Origin of the sequence: Arthrobacter globiformis (genome assembly GCF_046536215.2) — a bacterium.
Taxonomy (GTDB): domain Bacteria; phylum Actinomycetota; class Actinomycetes; order Actinomycetales; family Micrococcaceae; genus Arthrobacter; species Arthrobacter globiformis_E.
This window is the reverse complement of the sequence record NZ_JAWMWD020000002.1, coordinates 84,998-109,892: the sequence shown is the minus strand read 5'-3', so window position 1 is coordinate 109,892 and position 24,895 is coordinate 84,998. Positions and strand designations below refer to the sequence as shown.

At 61.4% G+C, this 24,895-nt stretch carries 19 protein-coding genes; 15 read left to right on the top strand and 4 right to left on the bottom strand.

Going from position 1 to position 24,895, the window contains the following annotated elements; all coding sequences use genetic code 11:
• Positions 1-187: 187 nt before the first annotated feature.
• The 11 genes from R5O87_RS23385 (at position 188) to istB (ending at position 11,923) form a co-directional block, all read left to right on the top strand.
• Positions 188-1,738: an ABC transporter substrate-binding protein gene (locus R5O87_RS23385; protein WP_410554572.1), complete on the top strand. Its 1,551-nt coding sequence runs from the start codon at positions 188-190 to the stop codon at positions 1,736-1,738.
• Between the two features lie 58 nt (positions 1,739-1,796).
• The gene (locus tag R5O87_RS23380; RefSeq protein ID WP_410554756.1) at positions 1,797-2,738 is read left to right on the top strand and encodes an ABC transporter permease; all 942 of its coding nucleotides are present in this window, start codon (positions 1,797-1,799) and stop codon (positions 2,736-2,738) included.
• Positions 2,735-4,546 carry a dipeptide/oligopeptide/nickel ABC transporter permease/ATP-binding protein gene (locus tag R5O87_RS23375; RefSeq protein ID WP_410554755.1) on the top strand — a complete coding sequence of 604 codons (1,812 nt, stop codon included), beginning with the start codon at positions 2,735-2,737 and terminating at the stop codon, positions 4,544-4,546. Before R5O87_RS23380 ends, R5O87_RS23375 begins: the two co-directional genes overlap by 4 nt.
• Positions 4,539-5,402: an ATP-binding cassette domain-containing protein gene (locus R5O87_RS23370; protein ID WP_410554754.1), complete on the top strand. Its 864-nt coding sequence runs from the start codon at positions 4,539-4,541 to the stop codon at positions 5,400-5,402. The genes R5O87_RS23375 and R5O87_RS23370 overlap by 8 nt, the downstream gene beginning before the upstream one ends.
• A complete protein-coding gene (locus R5O87_RS23365) occupies positions 5,402-7,174 on the top strand; it encodes a sulfatase (protein ID WP_410554753.1) in 1,773 nt (590 codons plus the stop codon). The genes R5O87_RS23370 and R5O87_RS23365 overlap by 1 nt, the downstream gene beginning before the upstream one ends.
• 130 nt (positions 7,175-7,304) lie before the next feature.
• Positions 7,305-7,910, top strand: a complete 606-nt coding sequence (locus R5O87_RS23360) for a PadR family transcriptional regulator (RefSeq protein ID WP_410554752.1) — start codon at positions 7,305-7,307, stop codon at positions 7,908-7,910.
• A 29-nt stretch (positions 7,911-7,939) separates the two neighbouring features.
• Positions 7,940-8,902, top strand: coding sequence for a formylglycine-generating enzyme family protein (locus R5O87_RS23355; RefSeq protein ID WP_462836454.1), 963 nt, complete (start codon positions 7,940-7,942; stop codon positions 8,900-8,902).
• Between the two features lie 2 nt (positions 8,903-8,904).
• Positions 8,905-9,306 carry a YidH family protein gene (locus tag R5O87_RS23350; protein ID WP_410554751.1) on the top strand — a complete coding sequence of 134 codons (402 nt, stop codon included), beginning with the start codon at positions 8,905-8,907 and terminating at the stop codon, positions 9,304-9,306.
• 10 nt (positions 9,307-9,316) lie between these two features.
• Positions 9,317-9,664: a DUF202 domain-containing protein gene (locus R5O87_RS23345; RefSeq protein WP_410554749.1), complete on the top strand. Its 348-nt coding sequence runs from the start codon at positions 9,317-9,319 to the stop codon at positions 9,662-9,664.
• A 268-nt stretch (positions 9,665-9,932) separates the two neighbouring features.
• Positions 9,933-11,168: an IS21 family transposase gene (gene istA, locus R5O87_RS23340; RefSeq protein WP_410554747.1), complete on the top strand. Its 1,236-nt coding sequence runs from the start codon at positions 9,933-9,935 to the stop codon at positions 11,166-11,168.
• On the top strand, positions 11,165-11,923 hold the full coding sequence (istB, locus tag R5O87_RS23335; protein WP_462836453.1) for an IS21-like element helper ATPase IstB: 759 nt from the start codon (positions 11,165-11,167) through the stop codon (positions 11,921-11,923). Before istA ends, istB begins: the two co-directional genes overlap by 4 nt.
• A gap of 651 nt (positions 11,924-12,574) precedes the next feature.
• Here the strand turns inward: istB and R5O87_RS23330 are convergent.
• Genes R5O87_RS23330 through R5O87_RS23320 form a run of 3 tightly spaced genes read right to left on the bottom strand, consistent with a single transcriptional unit; the run spans position 12,575 to position 15,320 of the window.
• Positions 12,575-13,708 (bottom strand): mandelate racemase/muconate lactonizing enzyme family protein, encoded by a 1,134-nt coding sequence (locus tag R5O87_RS23330; protein ID WP_410554745.1) that lies wholly within the window; start codon positions 13,706-13,708, stop codon positions 12,575-12,577.
• Entirely contained in the window at positions 13,705-14,658 is a 954-nt protein-coding gene (locus R5O87_RS23325; protein ID WP_410554744.1) for a dihydrodipicolinate synthase family protein, read from the bottom strand. The genes R5O87_RS23330 and R5O87_RS23325 overlap by 4 nt, the downstream gene beginning before the upstream one ends.
• The gene (locus tag R5O87_RS23320; protein WP_410554742.1) at positions 14,655-15,320 is read right to left on the bottom strand and encodes a GntR family transcriptional regulator; all 666 of its coding nucleotides are present in this window, start codon (positions 15,318-15,320) and stop codon (positions 14,655-14,657) included. The genes R5O87_RS23325 and R5O87_RS23320 overlap by 4 nt, the downstream gene beginning before the upstream one ends.
• A 171-nt stretch (positions 15,321-15,491) precedes the next feature.
• Between R5O87_RS23320 and R5O87_RS23315 the strand changes: the two genes are divergently transcribed.
• The 4 genes from R5O87_RS23315 (at position 15,492) to R5O87_RS23300 (ending at position 20,319) form a co-directional block, all read left to right on the top strand.
• Positions 15,492-16,787: an ABC transporter substrate-binding protein gene (locus R5O87_RS23315; RefSeq protein ID WP_410554741.1), complete on the top strand. Its 1,296-nt coding sequence runs from the start codon at positions 15,492-15,494 to the stop codon at positions 16,785-16,787.
• A gap of 4 nt (positions 16,788-16,791) precedes the next feature.
• Positions 16,792-17,721 carry a carbohydrate ABC transporter permease gene (locus tag R5O87_RS23310; protein WP_410554740.1) on the top strand — a complete coding sequence of 310 codons (930 nt, stop codon included), beginning with the start codon at positions 16,792-16,794 and terminating at the stop codon, positions 17,719-17,721.
• The gene (locus tag R5O87_RS23305) at positions 17,718-18,617 is read left to right on the top strand and encodes a carbohydrate ABC transporter permease (RefSeq protein WP_410554739.1); all 900 of its coding nucleotides are present in this window, start codon (positions 17,718-17,720) and stop codon (positions 18,615-18,617) included. Before R5O87_RS23310 ends, R5O87_RS23305 begins: the two co-directional genes overlap by 4 nt.
• Before the next feature lie 73 nt (positions 18,618-18,690).
• Positions 18,691-20,319 (top strand): aldehyde dehydrogenase (NADP(+)), encoded by a 1,629-nt coding sequence (locus R5O87_RS23300; RefSeq protein WP_410554738.1) that lies wholly within the window; start codon positions 18,691-18,693, stop codon positions 20,317-20,319.
• Between the two features lie 238 nt (positions 20,320-20,557).
• On the opposite strand, the gene R5O87_RS23295 is transcribed toward R5O87_RS23300, so the two are convergent.
• On the bottom strand, positions 20,558-24,724 hold the full coding sequence (locus tag R5O87_RS23295) for an NACHT domain-containing protein (RefSeq protein WP_410554737.1): 4,167 nt from the start codon (positions 24,722-24,724) through the stop codon (positions 20,558-20,560).
• Positions 24,725-24,895 lie beyond the last annotated feature (171 nt).

Genomic DNA, 24,895 nt, shown 5'->3' with positions numbered 1-24,895 from the left:
TAGTCCTATAGTAGCGAGTGCATGTCGTCTGTCAATGGGGTCCCGGGCGCCTTCTCTGTACTGGTCATATGAAAGTTGTGATCTGAATTACGCTGCACCCTTGACAACCTCCAGGAGCGCGCCCACTATAGGACTATTCCTATAGCGCCGCCGCGATCGGGGGCCGGAACATTCAAAGGAGAATTCTGTGCAACTAGGTAAACGTGCGGCGGCCGTTCTCGCAGCTGTAACAGTGAGTGGTCTCTTGCTCACCGGTTGTGGTGGCGGCGGAACCTCAGGGACTGGGACTAAGTCGGGGGGCGCCGGCGCAACCGGGGGCACCCTGACACTGGCCAGCCCCTTCGATAACAATTCGTTCGATCCGGCGGCCCTTGAAATCGGTAACAGGGTGCACTACTGGATGCCGGTCTATGACACCCTTCTGGTGCTAGATGAAAATGCGAAGCTTCAGCCAAACCTTGCCACCGAATGGTCATACAACGCCGATAACACGGTTCTGAATCTCAAATTGCGCGAGGGTGTGAAGTTCACTGACGGCGCCCCCTTCGACGGTGCAGCGGTCAAAGCCAACCTTGAGCACCTCAAGAACGGCAAGGGCCAGAACACCTACATGGCGGCATCGATCGCAAGTGTCGACGTGGTCAGCCCCACGGAAGTGAACCTCAACCTCAGCGCTCCGGACCCGGGCCTGGTGTTCTACCTCGGCGTGGTGGGAGGGGCTATGGCGAGCCCCACCGCTGAGTCATCACCGGACATTGCTTCGACCCCCGTCGGCAGTGGTCCCTACAAACTCGATAAGAGCGCAACAACAGCCGGCAGCCAGTACACCTACACCCGGAACCCGGACTACTGGAACAAGGACGCCTTCCCGTACGACAAGATCGTCGTCAAGCCCATCTCCGACAACACCGCCCGGCTCAACGCCCTGAAGTCAGGGCAGGTCGACGCAGGGATTATCGAAGCGAAGAGCGTAAAGGAAGCAGAAAGCAGCCGGCTGAAAATAAGCACCGAGCCCGTGGACTGGCACGGTCTTTTCATCGCCGACCGTGAAGGCAAGACCGTTCCCGCCCTCGGAGACGTGCGCGTACGTCAGGCTATCAACATGGCCATTGACGCCGATTCGATCCTCAAAAACCTCCAGCAGGGCCAAGGCGAGGTCACGGACCAAATCTTCAACACCAAGAGCCAGGCTTACGTGAAGGACCTGGACAACAAATACTCCTTTGATGTCGATGCAGCGAAGAAGCTAATGAGCGAAGCAGGATACGCGGGCGGGTTCGAGGTCCTGATGCCTGACCTCGCCACGTTCCCCCAGATCACGCCGATCATCGAACAGCAACTCGGCGCCCTGAACATCAAGGTCAAATGGCAGAAGGTATCCGCTGACGCATCGATTTCCGAGGTGCTTTCCGGTAAATTCCCGATGTTCTTCTTCTCCCTCGGCAGCCAGTCCGCCTGGCAGGACTTCCAGAAGGTTGCCCTCCCGACCTCCCCGTGGAATACAGCCAAGGTCAACAACTCCGAGCTGAACGCCCTCGTACAGGCGGCGCGCGTTGCCAAGCCGGGAGAGGAACAGGACAAGGCGATGCAGAAAGTCAACACCTGGATGGTGGACAACGCCTGGTTCGCCCCGTGGTACCGGGTAGATAATATCATCGCCACCAGCGCCAAGACCCAAGTCACCGCACAGCCGTGGAACGTGGCGCCCTGGATCCGTAACTACCGGCCTACTTCCTAATCAACCAGAAGGTGGTGGCCCGCCAGCCCCCCCCCCACCACTCCAAGACGGTGAATCAATGATCAATTTCCTGGCACGTCGCCTGCTCTCCGGCGTCGTCCTCATCCTCGTCATCACCACGATCGCTTATGCGCTCATCTACTCCAACGCCGGCAACGCAGCCCGCAACATCCTCGGCGAAAGCGCCACGGCCGAAGACGTCGCCGCAAAAGCCCGGGAGCTCGGCCTGGACCGGCCACTCCCCGTCCAGTACTTCGACTGGTTCTCCCACGCCATTTCAGGCGACCTGGGGGTCTCCTGGTTTACCAGCGAACCTGTCAGTGCACTCCTGGCGAACCGGCTGCCGGTCACCCTTTCGATGGTGATCCTCGCCGTGCTCGTCACCGCAATCATCAGTGCCGTCCTCGGTGTAACAGCCGCCGTACGCGGCGGCTGGCTCGACCGGCTCCTGCAGGTTGTCAGCGTCATCGGATTCTCGTTGCCGAATTTCTGGGTCGCTCTGGTCCTCGTGGTTCTCTTCGCCGTGGCAGTCCCCATCTTCCCTGCCACCGGATACGTGCCCGCCGCCGAATCCCTCACTGGCTGGTTCCTTGCCTTGATCCTGCCTGTGACCGCCCTGGTCCTGGGCGGTATCGCCTCGGCCGCACAACAGATCCGCGGCGCTGTCATCGACGTTCTGGACATGGACTACGTCCGCACGTTGCGTGCCCGCGGCCTCAGTTCAACCAGCGTGCTCCTCAAGCACGTCCTGCGGAACGCAGCTCCCCCGGCCTTGACCGTTCTGTCCCTGCAGTTCATTGCCCTCCTGGGCGGAGCTGTGGTAATCGAGCGCGTTTTCGCCATACCCGGCATGGGCACTTTGACCATCAACTCATCCTTCCAAGGTGACGTGCCCGCCCTGATGGGTGTTGTGGTGGCCCTGGTGATCCTCGTCGTGATCGTCAACCTTGTCATCGACCTTGCCAACGGCTGGATCAACCCGAAAGCGCGCCTGCAATGACCGAAGCAACGACAGCCCTTCCCAGTGCCCCGCTGCCTGCAGCGACCGGACGTGTGTCCATCACGCGGACCGTTCTGCGAAACCCGCTGGGACTCATCGCCCTCATCATCCTGGCCCTCATCATTTTGATCAGCATCGTCGCACCATTCTTCGCCCCCAACAGCCCGACAGAGGTGAAAATTGATAAGATCCTCGCGCCGCCTTCTGCCGAGTACCTGCTCGGTGGCGACGGCGCCGGACGGGACGTGTTCAGCCGTCTCATTTGGGCCGGCCAGAACACGCTCCTCGGAGCTCTGATCGCGGTATCCATCGCCCTCGTGCTCGGCTCCGTTGCCGGTCTGGTCGCCGGGTACTTCGGGAAGGCTTTCGACGCGACCTTTAGTTGGGCCTCAAACATCCTGATGGCACTGCCGGCCATGATTGTCCTGCTAGCCCTCTACCAGACGCTCGGCGGGTCGGTGTACTCCACTATGGCGGTGTTCGGCGTCATGCTCTCACCCGGATTCTTCCGCCTCGTCCGCAACCAGGTCATCGCCGTCAAAAACGAACTCTACGTCGACGCCGCGCGTGTCTCGGGGCTCAGCGACACCCGTATCATCAGCCGCCACATCCTCCGTGTTGTCCGCTCCCCCATCATCATCCAGACCGCCGTCATCGCCGGCATCGCCATCATTATCCAGTCGGGCCTGGAGTTCCTCGGCCTCGGGGACCCAGCCACCCCCACCTGGGGTGGAATGCTGCAGGACGCCTTCAGCAACATCTACATCAACCCACCCGGCATCCTCTGGCCCGGCCTGATCATCGCCGCGACAGTGGCCTCCCTCGTTCTCCTGGGCAACGCCATCCGCGATGGACTCCAAGGCCCCCGTGCTGCCGCTGCCCGCCCCCGCGCCGTCAAGCAGTACGGCCAGGGCTCGGCCACCACTCCCGGCATCGAAGCTCTGGATACCGTCCCCGGGAAGGCGCCCCTGCTGCGCGTCCAGGACATCCAGGTCGGATATGGCAGCGACGCAAACCCGCTCACTGTTGTCAGAGGCGTCAGCTTCGACGTCGCTGCCGGAGAAATCCTGGGAATCGTCGGTGAATCGGGTTCCGGCAAGACCCAGACGGCGTTCTCGATCCTAGGCCTGCTCCCACGTGGCGGCCGGATCCTGTCCGGATCGATCCAATTCCGCGGCAGGGACATCACCTTCGCCCCTGAGAGCGAGATGCGAAAGCTCCGCGGACGGGAAATTTCCTACATTCCGCAGGAACCCATGAGCAACCTGGACCCGTCCTTTACCATCGGCCACCAGCTGGTCGAGCCGATGCAGGCCGTCCTGAAAATCTCAAAGGAGGAAGCACGCAAACGTGCCCTGGCTCTCCTGGCCCGCGTCGGCATCGCCGACCCCGAGCGGACCTTCCGTTCCTACCCCCACGAAATCTCCGGCGGCATGGCCCAGCGCGTCCTCATCGCCGGAGCCGTCTCCTGTGAACCAAAGCTCCTGATCGCTGACGAACCGACCACCGCCCTGGACGTGACAGTGCAGGCCGAAGTCCTGGACCTGCTGCGTGACCTGCAAAGTGAAATGGAGATGGGCATCGTCATGGTCACCCACAACTTCGGCGTCGTCGCCGACCTGTGCAACCGCGTCGTGGTGATGCAGAACGGGCGGGTTGTGGAAACCAACGACGCTGAGACGCTCTTCTACGCACCCCAGGAGGCTTACACCAAGGCCCTGCTGGGCGCGACCCTCGACGACGCCCCGCCGCGGCCCCCGCTCGAGTTGACATCCGCTTCCACCAGCAAAGGAAAAGACCATGCTTGAAACCGACTTAGTGGCTCCCCTGCTGGCGGCCAAGGACGTGGTAGTCGAGTACCCCCGGAAAGGGTTCCGCAAAACACCCGTCCAGGTCCTGCACGGAGTTTCGATCGACATCCTGCCGGGTGAAACTGTCGGGCTGGTTGGCGAATCAGGTTCCGGAAAGACCACCCTGGGCCGAGCCATCCTGGGCCTTGTCCAGCCGGCTTCGGGAACCATCACTTTCGACGGCCAGGACATCACAGCCCTGCCCCGCAAGGAACGCCGTAAGTTGAGCGACTCGATCCAGGTGGTGTTCCAGGATCCCTACACCTCCTTGAACTCCACCATGACGGTGGGCGACATCCTCAGTGAACCGCTGCTGGCGAAACCCGAACTGAAGGGTACCGCCCGTGCCCGCATCAGCGAGCTGCTGGAACAAGTTGGCCTGCCCTCCGGTGCCGTGGACAAGTTCCCGCGTGAATTCTCCGGCGGCCAGCGGCAACGCGTGGCCATCGCCCGGGCGCTGGCGCTTTCGCCCCGCCTGATCGTCTGCGATGAGCCTGTCTCGGCCCTGGACCTCTCCACGCAGGCGCGCGTCCTGGATCTGTTCATTGAAATTCAGGAGCGCACAGGCGTTGCCTACCTCTTCGTCTCCCACGACCTGTCCGTGGTTCGGCACATCAGCCACCGTGTCGCGGTGATGTTCGGGGGCGACATCGTGGAGTACGGCGAAGGCGACCAAGTTACCTCCCACCCATCACACCCCTACACCCAGAAACTCCTCATGTCCGCACCGGTGGCCGACCCCCGGCGGCAGCGTGAGCGAAGGATGGAACGGCGACTACTGCTCTCCGCCACCGGATCGGAAGGTCAGCCCTGATGAGAGCAATCGTCGTCATGTTCGACAGCCTAAACCGCAAAATGCTCCCCCCCTACGGGGCCGAAGGCGTCCATGCCCCAAACTTTGAACGCCTTGCCCGGCAGACGGCCATGTTCAACAACTGCTATGCCGGGAGCATGCCCTGCATGCCCGCGAGGCGTGAAATGCACACCGGCCGGTACAACTTTCTGCACAGGTCCTGGAGTCCGCTCGAGCCCTTCGATGACTCTGTTCCCGAGATACTCAAAGGTCAAGGCGTCTACACCCACCTAGTGACGGACCACCAGCACTACTGGGAGGACGGCGGCGCGACCTACCACAACCGCTTCAACACGTACGAGTTCTTCCGGGGCCAGGAGGGAGACGCCTGGAAAGGGCACGTGGCCAAAGCAATCCCACCAATTACCCTGAACGCCGACAACCAGTTGACCCGGCAGGACTGGATCAACCGCCAGTACCTCACGAATGAAGCGGACCACCCCCAGACGCGTACCTTCAACGCCGGGCTGGAGTTTATGCAAACCAACATCGATCAGGATCAATGGATGCTGCAGATCGAGTGTTTCGATCCGCACGAGCCATTCTTCAGCTACGACGAGTACCGGAAACGGTACGGCTTGGAGGACGCTGAGGGACCCGTTTTCGACTGGCCCTCCTACCGCAGGGTCATCGAAGAGGATGACGTCGTTGACCGGGCCCGGAACGAGTACCTGTCGTTGCTCTCGATGTGTGACCAGTCCCTGGGCCGAGTCATGGACTTCATGGACCGGAACGATATGTGGGACGACACGCTGTTGATGGTTTGCACCGATCATGGATTCCTGCTCGGAGAACATGGCTGGTGGGGCAAAAGCGTTCAGCCCTGGTACGACGAAACCATCCACACCCCGCTTTTCATCTGGGACCCTCGAGCTAAGGTGGCGGGAGAGACACGGGACAGTTTGGTCCAGACCATCGATTTCGGGCCGACACTACTGGAGTTCTTCGGCATCGACCAGACGCCGGACATGCAAGGCAAGCCACTTGTGTCCGTCCTTAAAAAGGATGAGCCGGTCCGGGAAGCTGCACTGTTCGGCATCTTCGGTGCCCACGTGAACGTCACCGACGGGCGGTATGTGTACATGCGGTCGTGCGCTTCAGAGGGCAACGAGCCCTTGTTTGACTACACCCTTATGCCAACCCATATGCGCAGCCGTTTCAGCGTGGAGGAACTGCGCCAGGCCAAGCTGGTGGATGGGTTTTCCTTCACGAAGGGCGTCCCACTGCTTCAGGTGCCGGGATGGACCATGGGCAGCCCTTACGGCTTCGGCACACTTCTTTTCGACCTGGAAACCGACCCGCACCAGGAGAACCCCTTGAACGACGAGGACCTGGAACTGCGGATGGCAACTCTCTTGGTCGGGTTGATGCGGGCAAACGACGCCCCGCCCGAGCAGTACGTCCGCCTCGGCTTGCCGCCTACCGAGCCGGTCGGAAAACAGCACCTGCTTATTAACCAGCAGTGGCCTCAGGTTCAGTCCTCCCGGGAACCAGCCGCACGTGTTCCGGACTTCCCTGCGGAGTCCATTGTGACAACAGTCCCTATCGCCGAGCTGATAAAGGACGAACGACGCCGTCGGACGTTGGTAGAGGCGATTCCCACTTTGGGAAACGAGGCAGCCATGGCAATGTTCGCCGGTCACACAATCCTGGAAGCCGCCGCAATGACCCCAAACCTTCGTTCCCCCCAGATCCGGAAATTGGAAGCGGAACTGGCTGAAACAACTAAGTAGCGGTGTCTGGCGCCCCATCGGTGTAAGTTGCGGCGCCAGGCCCTGGTATAGATGCAGCGGTAAACTGGCGGTCAGCATATGGGCCGCCGAAAGCTCGGCTCCGGCCGGGGCTGAAGACGGGAAGCAAGAAATGAAGTTTGAAGAGATCCTGCTGGCGTTGATCGCCCGGGCGCCCTGCAGCGGGTACGACCTCGGCCGGTGGCTCGGGACGGAAGGGCAATTTGTTCGAGCTAACGCTGACCAGTCCCAGATTTACAAAACCCTGAGTCGGTTGCTGAAACACGACCACATCGAATTTACTGTCGAGGAGCGTGAGGGTGCGCCCGATGCCAAGGTCTACCGCCTCACCGATACCGGTGTTGAGCATCTGACCCGGGTAACCGAGTCACAGTACGTCCCTCCGGCGCGATGGCAGGAACCGGACTTCACCGCCCGGCTGACCTGTCTAGTGCCCCTGAACCCTCCCACCGTTCTCCCGCTCATCGAAACAGAACTCGCATTCCGAAAAGACCAGATCAAACGCTACAGAAATCGCGACCGAGGCGTCCTCCTCGAGCAGAGCCGCTTCCCTATCGACGTTGAATTTATGGCTGAGCTCCTCAACGGAGCGCATAACTACAACGCAGCCCAAGCCGATTCCTGGGTAGCTTGGCTCGAAGCCCAGCACCGGAAATGGACCGCTTACCTCGGCGCCGGGATCGAGCGTTCCGCAACGCTTAACACCACTTCGAGGTGACCTCAGATTAGGATGACTGAAAGTATTTCGTGGATAAGACGACGCAAGCGCCCGAGCCAAGCTGCTGCTCCCCCGAACGAACAACAACGGCAGTGCCCCTGCTGCAACAGATTCCCGGACCCGCCAAAAGACATGTATCGCAGCATGCGGAAGTCCTGATACCGGCGGGGACTTTTCAGATGGGTGACAGCTTTAACGAGGGCTACCCCGCCGACGGCGAGGTCCCAGTCCACGCCGTGGACCTGAAAGAGTTCAGGATCGATACCACGGCTGTAACTAACAAACAGTTCGCAGCCTTCGTGGACGCCACGGGGTACCGTACCGAAGCGGAGAAGTACGGCACGTCGGCCGTGTTCCACCTGGTCGTGCAGGCGGAGCGGAAGGACGTTCTCGGCGCGTCTGCTGGTTCGCCTTGGTGGCTGAATGTTAAAGGGGCGGACTGGGCGCACCCGGCCGGGCCGGGACAGCACTGGTCCGAGATCCCGGACCACCCAGTCGTCCAGGTCTCCCATGATGATGCCCTCGCCTATTGCCGGTGGGCGGGCCGCCGCCTGCCGACCGAGGCCGAATGGGAGTATGCCGCCCGCGGCGGTTTGGAACAGCAGCGCTACCCGTGGGGTAACCAATTGCACGCGGCTGACGGGGCCCATAACTGTAACATTTGGCAAGGTCTGTTCCCGGAAGTCAACACCCGGGCAGACGGATATCTTGCGACCGCCCCGGTCCGTAGCTTTCCCCCGAATGGCTACGGGTTGTACGAAGTCAGCGGCAACGTCTGGGAATGGTGCTCGGACTGGTTCCTGCCCAAGTACTACAGAAATTCACCAGTCGCCAACCCCCAAGGGCCCACCATCGGCAGGGGCCGTGTCATGCGTGGGGGTTCCTACCTGTGTCATGATTCCTACTGCAACCGCTACCGGGTGGCGGCGAGAAGCTCCAACACCCCTGACTCGTCCAGTAGTAATTGCGGATTTCGAACGGCCGCTGACTGAACGTGTCCGCCAACAAAACGCCCGGCACGGCCGCTCCCGTCCCGCCGTCGCGCGGGAAGATCGCCGAGCGCCTGCTCCCTGGCGGCACCGAGCCAGACCCCCGGTTTACGCTGGCTAACGAGCGTACTTTCCTGGCCTGGATCCGCACCTCCCTCGCCCTCTTGGCCGGCGGAATCGCGATCGAGGCGTTCGCATCAGAGCTGTTTGTTGAGTCGTTACGGAAGGGCCTTGCTTCTGTCCTGCTCATCCTCGGCATGCTGCTCAGTGCCGGCTCAGCTGTTCGTTGGCTCCGCGTGGAGCGCAGCATGCGCAGCAAGGAACCGCTTCCACTGCCGATGATCGTACCGCTGCTGGCCGGAGCAGGTGCCCTGGCCGCTGCCGTCATCGTGGTTGTTATCCTTTGAGGGAAGGCTCATGAGGCCCAACCACCCGCCTACCGGCATGCACCGAGACGCTGGTCTGCAACCGGAACGAACCACGCTCGCGTGGGGCAGGACCATGATGGCCCTCGTGACTGTCAGTGCCATATTCCTTCGCTGGCTCCCCCATCACGGGTTCCCCATCCTTGCACTGTTCGCGGTCGCAGTCGCGGCCGCCGCCGCCATCTACTTCACGCAGCGCCGCCGGTACAGCACCAGCTCGCAGGGCATCGCACAGGAAAAGGTGAACGCCGATATTTCATCAGTGCTGTGGACCGCCTTCGCAGCAGCCGCCATGGGAGCAATCGGTATTGCCATCGTCCTCGCTGGTGACGGCAGGTAGGTCAAACGTCGACAGCCAGAAGGCCGTTAACGGGTACAGACCGTTCACCGTTGATCAGCTTCTTGGCTTGGGGATAGTTCGGGGGTGCTCTGGATGGCAGCGGCACTTACTCTGCTACAAGGAATCAGCTCGCATCAGGCCGCCGATTTACTAGCCGGCTACATATTCGATTTCGAACTATTCGCGCACTCTGAACAAGCTGTTGACGCCAACCGAAAGTAGGGCCAATAACGCCAACTGAAAATGAGGCCACTGACCATTATGGAAGGTGATCACATTGGATGTTTGGGCGCAGATACGCCACCGATACGCGACGGAGAAGATCTCCAAGAGGGAGCTGGCTAAACAGCTCGGGGTTTCGCGGGGGACGGTGGACCGGGCGTTGGAGGCGGAGCGGCCGCCGAAGTATGAGCGGAAGCCGGCCGGTTCGAGCTTTGATGCTTACGCGCCACAGGTGCGTGCCTTGTTGGTGCAGACGCCGACGATGCCGGCTTCGGTTCTGGCCGAGCGCGTCGGCTGGACGGGCTCTGCATCCTTGTTCCGGGACAAGGTCCGTGGACTCAGGCCCGAGTATATGCCGGCGGATCCGGTGGACCGGCTGGTTCATGAACCGGGCCAGGCGATGCAGTGCGATTTGTGGTTTCCTCATGAGCCGCTGCCTCTGGGGCACGGGCAGGAGGGCAAGCCTCCGGTGTTGGTGATGACGAGCGCGTTCTCCGGATACATCCAGGCCAGGATGCTGCCGACCCGCACGACCTTTGATCTGCTGGGTGGGATGTGGTCGCTGCTGAAGGAGGCCGGTGCAGTGCCCAAGCAGCTGGTCTGGGACAACGAGTCAGGGATCGGCCAGGGCCGGCTGACCGAGCCGGCGGCGGCGTTCGCTGGCGTGCTGGGCTGCGAGATCCGGCAGTTGCCGCCACGGGATCCGGAATCCAAGGGCATGGTAGAGCGGATGAACCGCTACTTCCGCCAGGGCTTCATGCCCGGCCGGACGTTCGAGTCCCCGCTGGATTTCAATGCCCAGCTCGCGGATTGGCTGCCGAGGGCGAACGCCCGCTACTCCCGGGCCCGGCACGGGCGCCCGGTCGAGCTTTTCGTCCGGGACCGGGATGCAATGCGGCCGTTGACGCCGGTGGCGCCCGAGTTCGCCTTCCGCAGCAGCGTCCGTCTGCCACGGGACTATTACGTGCGGGTCTTCTCCAACGACTATTCCGTGGATCCGGGCGCGATCGGGCGGATCGTGAACGTCAAAGCAGACTTGGAAAAGGTGACTGTGAGCGCAGATGGCCGGCTGCTGGCCACGCACGAGCGGCGGTGGGCCAGACACCAGATCTTCACCGACCCCGGCCACGTTGACAAGGCCGCCTCTCTTCGACGGATCCACCGCAGCGTCAAGGCCGGACGGTCCACGGTGGTGGAGGAACGGGACCTGTCGATCTATGACGACCTGTTCGGCGTCGCCATCCCCGACGATGCCCGCGAGCTCTCCAGGGCCGGACGGTGAACGGGGCGGTGAAGGACATCGAATACTACGCCCGCGCACTGCGCGCCCCGCGGATCGCCGACGGCTACCGGACCCTCGGCGACCGGGCACGGGAGGCAGGCTGGTCACACGAGGAATACCTCGCCGCCGTCCTCTCCCGCGAGGTCGCCGAACGCGAAGCCTCCGGGGCCGCCCTGCGGATCAGAGCCGCGAGGTTCCCAGGACACAAGCTGCTGGAGGAGTTCAACTTCGACCACCAACCTGCCGCGGACCGGAACCTCGTCGCGCACCTGGGAACTGGGGTGTTCCTAGAGGAAACCAAGAACGTGGTCCTTCTCGGCCCGCCCGGCACGGGGAAAACCCACCTGGCCGTCGGGATCGGGATCCGGGCCGCACACGCCGGGCATCGCGTCCTGTTCGACACCGCGACCGGGTGGGTATCGAGACTGGCCGAAGCCCACGACCGCGGACGCCTGCCCCAAGAACTGGCCAAGCTACGCCGATACAAGCTGCTCATCGTTGACGAAGTCGGCTACATCCCCTTCGACCAGGACTCGGCCAACCTGTTCTTCCAGCTCGTCTCATCCCGCTACGAACACGCCTCCCTGGTGCTTACCAGCAACCTCGCCTTCAGCAGGTGGGGCGAAGTCTTCAGCGACGCGACAGTAGCCTCAGCGATGATCGACCGGATCGTTCACCACGCAGAAGTCCTGAACCTCACCGGCAGCAGCTACCGGCTCCGGAACAAGACAAGAACCCAGCTCAAGGCACAATAGAACAGCAACCCGTGGCCCTGTTTTCAATCGGCAAAACTGGCCCTATTTTCGGTTGGCGTTAACACAAGCCTGCAGGGCGGCGCTTGGCCAAAAGTTTGATGAACACGGGCTTGTGCGATCGAACTCATTCGGTCTGGGGAGCATGGTTCACGGGCGGGGAGCTCGTCAGACCGTCTGCCAAGGGAAAACACGGACTGCGGGCGTGGTCTCCCGGGGTCACCTTGGCCGCAAGTCAGGACAAGGGTTCTTCAACCACGACTAATTCACCGATACAACCCTCAGTGAGATCACTCCGCCGGAACGTGTTGGAATACGTCACCCGTAGATGGGGACTGCTCATCAAGAACTGCGCAGCCTTTCCGGAAAGATCCGTACACAATGCAGAGCTTCTCCGCAACACTCCCTGACCTTGATCACCGCAGAACCCGAGCTGATTTAGCGCAAGGACTCCTGGCCGGCGCCCATCAAACCACGCCGGCCGCGTTCCCGCACGTTGTGTCACGGGATCCCGCAGGGAGAGCCGGAACCTCGCTGACAGCGACCCATCCGCCTTTCCAGCATCGAGGCACTGCATCAGATGCTTCTCCCCTTGGCAGAGCTCAGATCGGGATCCGCCGCAGGCGTGGAAATCTTCACCCCGCGATGGTCCTCCTAGCAATAGGCCAAGGATCCATCAGGCCGGACGGGAAGCTGCCGCTCCCAATGGACATAGTCATCAGTGCCCAATGCAGCTTCGTTGATCTCGATTCCCCAGCCGGGACGATCAGGGCGGAGTTGGAGGTGGCCGTCGACGGGGATGTAGGGGTCTGGGCACCACGTGGTTTCTTCGAGTTTGTATTCGAGGATGGAGAAGTTGCTGCAGGCTGCAGCGAAGTGGAGGTTGTGGGCGACTGCCAGGGGGCCCATCGGGTTGTGGGGGGCCACCGTGGTGAAGTGGGCTTCGGCGATGGTAGCGATTCTGCGCATTTGCGAGATCCCGCCCACGACGCAGATGTCCGGTTGCACGATGTCTGCTCCTGAACCTGTGAGGAGGTTGAGGAATTCGTTGGGCGAGAGGCTTTCGCCGGTGGCCAGCGGGACTTTAAGTTCTGCGCGGAGCCTGTGCCACGCGGGGAAGTATTCGGGCCGAATGGGCTCTTCGAAGAAGAGGGGTTGGTACGGTGCGAGGGCGTTGCCGAGTTGGATGGCCTGGTAGGGCTCGAAGATTTTTGCGTGGGCATCGAAGGCGAAATCCCATGCGTCGGAGCAGGCTTCCCTTACACCGGCGAAGTAGTCGGCGGTTTCTTTCACTACCAGCCCCCAGCGTCGGTTATGCAAGTCTCCGCGGAACGGGCTCAGTTTGAATGCGGTGAAGCCGTATTGTTCGTTGAGTTCTTGCGTGATCTCCCTGCACTGGGCCGGATCTGGGGCTGAGTAGACGCCGGCGTAGACGGAGACGCGGTCACGCACGGCCCCGCCGAGCAGGGCGTAGACCGGCACGCCGAGTGCTTTTGCCGCGATGTCCCACAGGGCATGGTCCACGGCGGAGATGGCTGCCAGGCCGATGGCTCCTTGTGGAAACCGGGCTTTGCGAATGAGTTTTTGCGTCACGTACTCCACGCGCCGGGGATCATCGCCCTTTACCTGTTCATAGAGGTAGTCCAGGACCGGCACCAAGGCCCAGTCCGGGCCGTGGTTGTACGCTTCACCCCATCCGGAAATTCCTTCGTCGGTGTCTATTCGGAGGAGCAGTCGCGGTCGGTTGCCGACCCGCTGCATGAAGGTTTTGAAGCCGGTGATTTTCATGCGACTACTGCCGTTTCGGAGGGCCGGCGCTGTGCGGGGAGGAGGTTGTGCGTAGTCGCCCAGTCTGCGAGGATGTCCGCGATTTCGTTTCTGTCGGAGTCGTTTACTTCGCGGCTGGGTGGCCGTATGAATCGCTCGCAAAGGCCTAGCTGGGCGAGGGCTTCCTTGACCACGCTCACGTTGTTGGCCGAGCGGTGTTCGGCCCGCATTTCCTCAAACCTGGATATCCGGGCGAGCAGCAATCTAGCGAATGCGTAGTTTTCGTCGCGCAGGGCGTCCCGGAGGGCAAGGGACAGTTCCGGGTTGACGTTGACGAGTCCGGAGGTAAATCCTGCTGCCCCGTGTGCCGCGTAGGACAGGGCATAGGGTTCAGCCAGACCGGCGACCCACACAAACCGGTCGGCCCCTGCCAGGTCCCGGATCCGTGCGAACTGAGTTGGGTCTGGTACTGCGTATTTGATGCCGATGATGTTCGGGCAGCGATCGGACAATTCGACCAGCATGGACGCAGTCACCCATTCGTTGCGGATGTAAAGGACGAAGGCCATGTCCGGGACAGCTGAGGCAATCTGGGCGTGGTATTCAACCCAGCCTGCAGCGGAGATGTGCGGGTGAGTGGGCTGGTGGATCATGGCCATCGGGATGCCCATTTCCCTGCCGAGCCGTGCGTCTGCAGTGGCTGTTTGAATGTCATGTCCGATGCCGAGGAGCAGGAAAGCTTCATCTCCCGCCGCTTCGGCCGACGCCTCAATCAGGGCATGGCGTTCTGCCGTTGTCAGAGCGTAGAACTCACTCGTATTCCCGTTCGGGGTGATGGTCGTGACGCCGCTATCAATCAGCCGGCGCAGGAGCATCTTGAACGTGGAGATGTCCAGGTCGCCATCCCTGTAAGGCGTCACAGGGATAGCAACGACGTCTGCCAGCGCTGCCCGGAGTTCGGTGAAAGTCATGATTGCCCCTTGGTAATCTGCGCGACAGCGCGGACAGCGAAGCTTTTGATGTGGTTAAGTACGAGCTCAGCGGCCCTGCCGGCGTCTCCGCTTCGTGCGGCTGCCAGGATTTCTGCGTGCTCGGCCGCTTCTTCCTCCCAGGAGTGCTGCTTAATCCAGGCATTCGCTGAAATGAGAGCTGTCTGTTCCCGGAGCCCGTCGAGCATCTGAGTCAGAACGGTATTGCCGCAGTTTGAGTAAAGCAACTGATGAAAATCCCGGTTCGCCAGGCTCCGCTCGGCTTCGTCCACGGCTTCAGCTGCACGGTCGAGCGCCACCTGGGCTCGGTCCATGTCGAAACCCCTCTCGACCGTTCGCGCCACCGCGACGGGCTCAAGGAGGGAACGAACGTCGAAGACGCTCCTTGCCATCTCCTCATCGACAACGCGGACCGTGGCGCCCTTGTATTCGCTCATCGTCACCAAGCCGGCGCCCGCCAAGGTCTTCAGCGCTTCCCTTACCGGCGTCTTTGATATTCCAAACCGGCGCGCCAGTTCCGTCTCGACCAGAGCCTGCCCGGCGGGAAGCTCACCGGTCAGGATAGAGCGGCGGAGTGCCTCCACGACGAGGTGTGTCCTAGATGCGGCAGGCAATAAGGCGCCGGGGACGACTTCCGTACTCACAATAGATTCCTTTCGACTAAATGATCATATCAGGAACATCGTATGTAGTATACGATGTACCAGCAGCGGCACTTAGATGCCGGACCCTCACCGACTTGCATTGAGAGGAACGCGATGAAGCGTAAGAACAATGGGACTTCATTCACTAGGGGCCGTCGCCGTGGACCGGCATTGGCAGTTGCAGTACTGCTCACGGGCGTACTGGGTCTCACGGCCTGCGGTTCCGGCAGCGGCGCGGAGAAGTCGGCAGGCGACAGTGGTCCTGTCACGCTCGAACTCTGGGATACCGACACCCGCCCCGAACGGACTGAAAACCTCAAAAAGCTGATCAGCATGTTCGAGGAGAAGAATCCGTCGATCAAGGTGAATTACCTTGGCCTGCCGACGGACTCCTACATGCAGAAGATCAGCACAGCCATCGCCACAAAGGCGACACCGGACATCATTACCCCTAAGGCATCCGACATTTCCGCGCTTGTGGCCCAGAAGGCGCTGGCACCGCTGGACGACAAGTTTCAAAGTGGTGGATGGAACGACAAGATCTCCCCGGCAATGACGCAGTCCTCCAAAGCCGCAGCGCCCGACGGAAAGCTGTACCTGACCCCCGCCACGAGCCTGGCGGACGTCATCTACTACCGCTCAGACTTCTACAAGAACGCCGGATTGTCCGCCCCCACCTCCTGGGACGACTTCTATGCCGCGGCGGACAAATTGACCGACAAGTCCGCCGGCAAATTCGGCTACACATTGCGCGGCGGCAACGGCTTCTTCTCCCAGTTCGTACAGATGGTCTACCCGCAAGCGGGGGTCGACAAATTCTTCCGGGAGGACGGAACCTCCACCCTTGACGATCCCGCAGTGATCGCCGCTGCGCAGGACTATGTTGACCTGTACGGCAAGGACACCGCTGAAAGTGACCTGACCGCTGACTTCAAAACGATGGTCGCCCAATTCGGGGCCGGCGGAGCTGCCATGCTCAGCCACAGCATCGGCTCATACCCCACCCATGTTGCCGCCCTTGGAGCGGACAAAATCGCAGCTGTTGCGCCCTTCCCTTCCAAGTCCGGAAAGTCTGTCCTGACGGGACGGATGACCACAGGTTTTGCCATGTTCGAAGCCAGCAAACACAAGGAAGCCGCCTGGAAATTCCTTGAGTACACCATGAGCACTGAAGGAAACAGCTTCTGGGCCCAGAAATCCGGATACCTTCCCGGAAACCTCGAAGTTTCCAAAGAAGCATGGGTGACCGACAACCCCGCGATGCAGACGTCCATTAAGGCCGTTGATAACAAGGACGCCGTTGTGCTCGAACAGCCGTTTTACCTGCCGGAGTTCAACTCCATCACCACCACAGACATGCTCCCCGATTGGCAGCGTGTCCTTCAGAACCAGCTCTCAGTCAAGGATTTCCTGACCCAATCGGCTGCGAAGCTGACAAAGGCCCAACAGAAGTACATGAAGAAGTGACGCCATGACTGTCATAACCCCCAACAGGCCCGGACGCCTGACCCAACCAAAAGCGAACGCTCGGCTGCGGCGCTTCTACCCCTACTTCCTGATCGGCCCAGCAGCGATCTTAACACTGGTGTTCCTCGTGTACCCGGTCGGCAGCGTCTTCTACTACAGCCTCCAGAACTCGAACGTGACCCAGCCGTGGAACGACGGATTCGCCGGCCTTGGCAACTTCGTGGCCATGGGCGGAGACCCCCTCTTCTGGCGAAGCCTGACCTTCACCCTCCAGTGGGTGGTCGTCGAGGTCGGACTACAGTTCATCTTTGGTCTGGCGTTGGCGCTCCTTATCAACAAGACCTTCGTAGGACGAGCCATTGCGCGCTCACTGGTCTTCTCACCGTGGGCTGTTTCCGGCATCCTCACCACCACCATCTGGATCCTGATCTACAACCCTTCCACAGGGGTCGGCCGTTATCTCGCAGACATCGGGATTGGCGAATACGGCGTCTCCCTCCTCTCAGGCAGCGGGACAACGTTTTGGGCCGTCGTACTCGCCGAAATGTGGAAGGGGATCCCCTTCTTCGCCATCCTGATTCTGGCCGACCTCCAATCCGTGTCCTTGGAACTCTACGAGTCGGCTGACGTCGACGGGGCAGGCACGTGGAGGAAATTTCTATCCATCACATGGCCCCATATCCGGCAGGCTGTTGTCGTCGCAGGTTTACTTCGGGCTGTGTGGGAGTTCAACAACGTTGACCTGCTCTACACGCTGACCGGTGGCGGCCCTGCAGGAGCGACCACAACTCTGCCCCTCTACGTCGCGCAAACGGCTATCCATGACCGCGACTTCGGCTACGGCTCTGCACTCACGGTGGTGGCCTTCCTGATCCTGACCTTCTTCTCGCTGGTCTATATGCGCATCACCAAGTCCAAAGAGGATGACAAATGACCTCCTTGCTTCCCCAAACTGCGCCGCCCCGCCTCCAGGCTGAGGACCACGGCGCGTACCGGCCACTCAGCCCCCTGAAGAAGCGCGCCCGACGCATCGACCGGATCCTGACCTACCTACCGCTGGCCTTGTTCCTTGTCTTTACGCTCGTACCGTTCTACTGGATGTTGCTTTTCGCATTCCGGCCTACAGGATCAACGTCCTTGGTCCCGTGGCCAATCACGTTCGAACACTTCGAGACGGTATGGAACGGGTCCGGGTTCGGGATCTACTTCAAGAACAGCCTCTTCGTCGCTGTCATGAGCCTGCTGACCTCCACCGTCATCGCCCTCCTGGGCGGCTACGCCCTTGCCCGATTCAAATTCCGCGGCAAAACCTTGTTCCTGGTAGCCATGCTCTGCACGCAATTCGTACCAGGGGCCATGATGCTCATCCCACTCTTCGAGATCTTCAACGCAGTCGGCCTCACCAACAGCCTCTGGAGCCTCATCATCTCGGACACCGTCTTTCACCTTCCGCTGTCCCTGATCCTGATGTCAGGGTTCATTAGGAACGTCCCCGTGGAACTGGAAGAAGCTGCCTGGGTCGATGGATGCACCCGCATCCAGGCATTCCGGCTGGTCGTCCTGCCCCTCCTGAAACCGGGAATCGTTGCTGTTGGTTCCTTCGCCTTCATTAGCGCCTGGAACAACTTCCTCTTCGCGATCATGTTCATCAGCAGTCAAGACCAATTCACCGTCCCCGTCGGCCTCAGCTACCTCTTGGGAGAGTTCGGCGCCGACTTCGGGGCCCTTGCCGCCGGCGGCGTCATCGCCATCATCCCCGTAGTGCTCCTATTCGCTTACGTCCAGAAATTCCTGGTGCAGGGACTGAGCGCGGGAGCTGTCAAGGGGTAAACGGCAGCGGCAACCGCCGCCGCCGTTTACCCGGCAGCTCCCCCTGGCCGCAACCAACCTCCGAGGAACCACAGTGACCTTTACAGGACAATCACTTATCGCCGGACAGCCCGTTGCGGGTGCCGGCAAGACCACTAACGGTTTCAATCCCGCCACCAACGAGCCCCTGGAACCGGCCTACACGCTGCTCACGGAAGACCAGCTAAAGACCGCCACGGCCGCCGCGAAGGAAGCCTTCCCGTCCTTCAGCAGCCTGGACCCGGAGGCCCACGCATCCTTCCTCGAAGCCATCGCGGACAATATCGAGGCCATCGGCGACGAACTCATCACCCGCGCCGGCCAGGAAACCGGGCTGCCGGCCGCCCGCCTGCAGGGCGAACGTGCCAGGACCACGGGCCAACTGCGCCTCTTCGCCGGCGTGGTCCGGCAGGGCGACTTCCGCGGCGTCCGCATCGACCCCGCCCTCCCCGACCGGTCACCGCTGCCCCGCGCCGACATCCGGCAGCGCCAGATCCCCCTGGGTCCCGTGGCAGTGTTCGGCGCCAGCAACTTCCCACTGGCCTTCTCGACGGCGGGAGGGGACACCGCCTCCGCCCTCGCCGCCGGCTGCCCCGTGGTCTTCAAAGCCCACAACGCCCACCCCGGCACCAGTGAACTCGTAGGCCACGCGGTCACCAAAGCCGTCAGGGACGCAGGGCTGCACCCGGGCGTGTTCTCCCTGATCTATGGCCCCGGCGCCAGCATCGGCCAGGCCCTCGTGGCCGACCCCGCCATCAAGGCCGTCGGCTTCACCGGATCCCAGGCAGCCGGCATCGCCCTGATGAAGACGGCGGCTGCACGCCCCGAACCTATCCCGGTCTACGCCGAAATGTCCTCCCTCAACCCCGTCTTCGTGTTCCAAGGCGCCCTCGAAGGTTCCGCTGAAGACATCGACGCCCTGGCCCAGCAGTACGTCGCGTCCGTCACCGGCAGCTCCGGGCAGCTCTGCACCTCCCCCAGCCTGCTCTTCGCCCCCGCCGGCGAGGCAGGGGACAAACTCGCTACCGCCGTCGGACGCGCCATCGCAGCCTGCCCCGGACAAACGATGCTCACCGAGGGCATTGCCTCTTCCTGGAACGCCGGCACCGAGGCGCTGGGCTCGGCCGACGGCGTGGCTCTGATCGGCCAAGGCACCCCCGGGCCCACCCGGAACGCACCGGCACCCACCATCTTCGGCACCGGGGTGGACCAGTTCGTGTCCAACCACGTCCTGCACGAGGAAATCTTCGGCGCCGCCTCACTGGTAATCCGCTACAACAGCACCGCAGACCTGCTCCAGGCCGCCGCCCGGATCGAAGGCCAACTCACCGCATCCCTGCAGCTCACCGAAGCCGACTACCCGGCCGCAGCGCCCCTGATCCCGGTACTCGAACAGAAAGTCGGGCGCATCCTCGTCAACGGCTGGCCCACCGGCGTGGAAGTGGGCCACGCCATGGTCCACGGCGGCCCCTTCCCGGCGACCTCCGATTCCCGGACCACCTCAGTGGGCACCCTGGCCATCAAGCGGTTCCTCCGGCCGGTCGCCTACCAGAACCTTCCCCAGGAACTGCTCCCGGAGGCGCTGCAGGACGCCAACCCCTGGCATTTGAACCGCCGCATCGACGGTGAAGTTGTCCCCGCCGCAGAGAAAGCAGAAGCAGTCGGCGCGACGAAACATTACTAGGCGACCCGCAGCTCAGCGGGAGAAGACGCGACAACAGAATGTCGGCTGGATCACACCCCAAACTGACGTCAGGCAGCGGGCGAAATTGCCGTCAGGTTAGGGGTCAAATGTCCATTTTGGACAGGTTTCGATGAGACTCTAGAGCTCAGCCGGACACTTAATCTGACGCCAATGGCGTGATGAAGCACGAATCCGTAACGTCGCCTGGACAAAATTCCGACGGACTCCCGGCATACGATCACTCGTCATGGGGCGGGACAAAATGCCAACCGGGTCGTGATGTTTGCTTGTCGCTTCCCGTCGTCGATGAATGCACTTGAGAGCGGGTGAGCGCTCCTTGGAAGGGGCCGGTACCGCCGAACCCCCGGTAAACATCTTTACCGGTGTTCTCCACCCATATAAGTGACTTTTGTTCGGCCTCGAGCCACTGTCCGAGCCAGTCGGCGTCGATCAGGAGTTCGTTCTGGCCAGCCTTGACGCTGTGGCGGAGGACGGCCACAAGAGAATCTTCGTCGTCAATCCAACCATTACGGCCGTTCCAGTGGAGTTTGCCGGGTGCTTGGCCGAAGAAATCGGGTGCAGGGGCTATCAAAGAGATGGTCCCGTGATTTCCGGGAGCGTACTCATAGTCGCCGAGGATGTTCCAGGCTGCGGGCCGGGTAGGGACCTTGAGTGAATGACGCGACTCATGGTCTATGAGGTGGATGGTTGCACCGTGATGGTGGCCGTAGGGGAACTCGCCGACGTATCCGTCGTCGGTTTGCGGGAAGTTGGAGAGGTCGTGCCCGATGAGGTCTCGTCCTTCGAGATCGGCCAATGCGACCGGGAGATCTACAGTGTTGACCAAATGCGTGTAGAGGTGCGTCCAAATGCTGCGAGAGCGCTTGGAACTGTCGGTGCCGTTATTCCATTCGTAATAGCCTGCCAAGACGACACAGGGGCGTCCATTGTGATTGGCGGCGGTAAGTGCGATGTTGGGAAGATCGGTGTCGTCGGCCACCCACTGGGTATCTGGCTCGTCGGTCGTAGACGCCCAGTCGTAAGTTGGCACCCAGGGACGTGGTGCATCGCCGGCGGGTTCAAATTCAGTAATGGTCGGGTCGACCTGACGGAAGACGGTGCTCGCCGGCCCGGGGACCGGCGCCGGTGGCGGATCCCAAGGGTTGGGTTTTTGGGGGGCGTGGTCGGAGACATACCCAATGAGCCGACTAAGGGCAATCCACTGGTACTTCTTACCGATTCGTTCAATCCATGCGGGCTTTCCTCGGCCTTGGCCGTACTCGCCCAACACGTAGTCATCAAAATCAGCGTGTTGTTCAGTGTTGTACCCCAGGCGAATAACTTCAGCGACTATCCACCTTGCTGAGGCTGCGACGTCCACGCCCGGCCGATCCTTGAGATCGTGCTCAAGTTTGTACCGGTAAAAGTCGTCCCCAGTAGCGGAGAACACGAGTTTGGGGTATTCGGCGGTCTTGTATGGGGCGATGTCCTCCTCGGTGGGCCATTCAAGCGGCCACGCACTCGTGTATGGCGGCCGGAACTGTTCCTCTGTCACGCCATCGGGCAGAGGGCCTCGGTCTTTGGCCGCTTCAAGGATGCAACGGGCAACGTCGCGGACAGCCACGTTGGGCGTGATGTTGGAAGGTGAGGAAAAGAAAATGTTCCACACGTTCTGGGCCGCGGCAGCCCAGTCCACCTCACTGCCCTTTGCAAGAAGTGCTGAGTACACAACCTCAAGGGCACGTTCGACGACCCACTCGTCATTGACGAGACTGAACCGTTCCAAGATTGCCTCGGCCTCCCCAGGATGCCTGGCTAGAAGGCGGGCAGCGCCAACGGTTGCGGGTTCACGGACGCGGTGGTCGGTGGCGCTTGTGGTCCACAAGAGCGCAGTCACCCATAGGCGGGTCGTGGCCGCGCCGACATCGTGGAGAGGCTTTTCGTTCGCCCAACGGATGAGACGGTCGACGGCCCCACTCGTGCCGTGGGTTGTATGTAGCCACCAGGGGAGAAACTGGTCACGCGAACCCATGTCCAACGTGCTGAGGAACTGATGCAAGAAGTCCGAATTTAACGGGTGACCGGGGCGCGCAGCCAAACGGAAGAGCATTGTAAGCCCGGCGTCGAAAGTGTCTTCGCGCGTGAGCCCGTCCAGAATGATGTCGCCGGTCTCATTGGTGATTGAGAGTACCGAGCGCCAGCCGGTGCCGGCGATAGTGGCGGCCGCGATAGCCTCAGGGTTGCCGATCTCGTCTTCAAAATCCGTTAGTTCAAAGCCGAAGCGCTCGGCGACCACGACGGAAGTGGCTTCTAGAATACCGAGGTCGATGGTTCCGCCGAGCCCCAAGAGGTTCCCCAGACGCCCCGCGAGTTGGTCGCGGACACCCGCCGCGTCGGTCACTTCGGCGAGAGCGTCGGACACGATCAGGTGGTGCCCGATTCGTTCGAAAGTGATGGCTATGATGTCGGCGCCGTAAGGGCTCCCATCGGGGATTACATCTTCCTCGACCAGACCTTGTGCGATCAGAGCATCGAGTAGAGATTTTTCTCCGCTGATATCGGCCCAGATTGGCGTCAGGACGGCTTGAGCGCGCGTGCGAGTAAGTAGGGCGCCCCCTTCGTCTGCTATGGCTTTGGCCAAGGCGTTCATGGCCCGGTGGACCACGCGGTCGGAGGGGGAGGCATCAATTCGATCGCTGATGATGTTGTTCGCGTTGTCGAGAACCATCTTGGCGAGTTCGTTGAGACCCATGTTGGCTTGGTCGAGCGAGAGCCGGTTGTTGGCACGTAGTGCTTCGCACACCAGTCGTAGGTAGAGAGGATTGTCGAATTCCCCATGGATCGGCGGAGATGTCGGTGCCTCAAGGCCATAGAACGCTGCGTACTCGCTGACGGCCTCGAACTCGACTCCCTCGAATCCCGTGTGCTCAAACCTAGGGAGGTCGAGCCCGTTCGGAAGGACCTGGCCGACGTAGTGCGTGCGTGCGGTGAGCAGCAGCCGGACACGCGGGTACCTCCTGATGACGGAGATGAGTCGTTCAAGGTTATCCCGCCAGAGGGATCGAGGGCGGGTGTCATTTAGCGCGTCAATGACTAGCAATGCCGGGGTGCCAGCTATGCGGGCACTCTCGTCTAGCAACGCTATGGCTTCCTCGCTGGTCAGGTCAGACGGCATCTGGAGAAGGTCGCGAAGGTGCGCGAGCGGCTCGTGGTTCGTGAACCAGCGACCGTGAAGCGCGACGCTGGGACGGCTTTGAGTCAAGCGCCGCTGAACGGCGTCTAGAGCAAGGTAGGTCTTGCCTATGCCGGCGGGGCCCGTCATAAGGGCGACTTGAGTACCCGCCAACCGGCCGACGGGGCTGACGAGGAGCCCAGTCGCAGTTGTGAGACTTGCCCCCAGCTTTCGCAGCGCGTCGACGGCCGCTGCGGGGAACCGAACCATGTACTCGCCCTGGAACTGTCGCCAGCTTTCGCTGTCCCAGTTTCCATACTTCTCATCCATAGCCGCAACCTCGAGATTTATCTGATCTCTGACAGTGGCTGTGGCTGCATCCAGAGCTTGAGCGAGGTTGTTGAGTCCAGCGCTTGTCCGCGAGGTGTGCCATGCGTTGAGTGCGTCGGTGACCGTGGCAGCTGCTGCGCGGGCGGCATCTATGTCGGCGGCCAGAACTGCGGCGTCGGCGTAACGGAGTTGGTCAACGGCTTTCGAGACCTTGTCGACTTGGTCGAGGACGACCTGCCACCACTCGTCGTCGGAACATAGGGCAGCGATAGATTGTGCTGCGGGTACCTGGACGTTCAGCTCCGGTGTGTACCGAGGGCGGGCGGCCGCGACCGCTTCCTCCAGGCGGTCGTCCCACCACTTCCTGGGAAGGACATCGACATCGAACCAGAACCGTCGCTGGATACCGGACGTATCCAGACGGTTTAGGCGCGTCACGATATTCGTTTCCCACTCGAGCTCGAACTCTACGTTCAAGCTTCGGTCGGTGGCCATTTTCTGCCACCCTTCGAACCAGCCTTTGGAGTCGTAGATTTTCTCCAGCAGCGACTTACCGCGACCGCCAGTGCGGCCCGTCGGGTCGGTAGGGATCGCAATCGTATATTTCGTCAGCTTCGGGTGCTGATCGAGGGCTGTCTCGACGGACGCATCGAGCTGAGACTTGCTGACGTCGCTATGGGCGGTCCAGTACTTGGCCTGCCAGCCATGCTCGGAGCCGTTCTCAAGAGTCCAGTAGCACTCGACACCCCCGTCGCCACCAGCCCCATGCAGTGATACGAATTTCGAACCATTAGCCGGAGACTCCTGTGCGACCTGCTGGCAGATGAACTGCTCGTACCCGTCGCGCTGTCCGCCAGGCCCTAGCGACCGGATACGAGTGAAGTCGATGTCGGGGATGTTCATTACGTTCCTTCACTTCGTGCGGCCGCTTTGAGTCGCGTCAAAAGACAAACGATATCTGGTCACTCTTTCAAAGAGCTTGGTGCCACGTCCCACGCCTTCTGTCACCGGTTGATCAATGCCACCGCCGCCGCGATCCTTGAGTCCCCTGCCCACAGCTGGGGACAATCCTGG

What these genes read in the sequence shown, in the direction of transcription:
- R5O87_RS23305 (WP_410554739.1), top strand. Translation starts at nt 17,718, where the DNA reads ATGACCTCCTTGCTTCCCCAAACTGCGCCGCCCCGCCTCCAGGCTGAG.
- R5O87_RS23365 (WP_410554753.1), top strand. Translation starts at nt 5,402, where the DNA reads ATGAGAGCAATCGTCGTCATGTTCGACAGCCTAAACCGCAAAATGCTC.
- R5O87_RS23330 (WP_410554745.1), bottom strand. Translation starts at nt 13,708, where the DNA reads ATGAAAATCACCGGCTTCAAAACCTTCATGCAGCGGGTCGGCAACCGA.
- R5O87_RS23370 (WP_410554754.1), top strand. Translation starts at nt 4,539, where the DNA reads ATGCTTGAAACCGACTTAGTGGCTCCCCTGCTGGCGGCCAAGGACGTG.
- R5O87_RS23310 (WP_410554740.1), top strand. Translation starts at nt 16,792, where the DNA reads ATGACTGTCATAACCCCCAACAGGCCCGGACGCCTGACCCAACCAAAA.
- R5O87_RS23325 (WP_410554744.1), bottom strand. Translation starts at nt 14,658, where the DNA reads ATGACTTTCACCGAACTCCGGGCAGCGCTGGCAGACGTCGTTGCTATC.
- R5O87_RS23375 (WP_410554755.1), top strand. Translation starts at nt 2,735, where the DNA reads ATGACCGAAGCAACGACAGCCCTTCCCAGTGCCCCGCTGCCTGCAGCG.
- R5O87_RS23345 (WP_410554749.1), top strand. Translation starts at nt 9,317, where the DNA reads ATGAGGCCCAACCACCCGCCTACCGGCATGCACCGAGACGCTGGTCTG.
- R5O87_RS23380 (WP_410554756.1), top strand. Translation starts at nt 1,797, where the DNA reads ATGATCAATTTCCTGGCACGTCGCCTGCTCTCCGGCGTCGTCCTCATC.
- R5O87_RS23295 (WP_410554737.1), bottom strand. Translation starts at nt 24,724, where the DNA reads ATGAACATCCCCGACATCGACTTCACTCGTATCCGGTCGCTAGGGCCT.
- R5O87_RS23360 (WP_410554752.1), top strand. Translation starts at nt 7,305, where the DNA reads ATGAAGTTTGAAGAGATCCTGCTGGCGTTGATCGCCCGGGCGCCCTGC.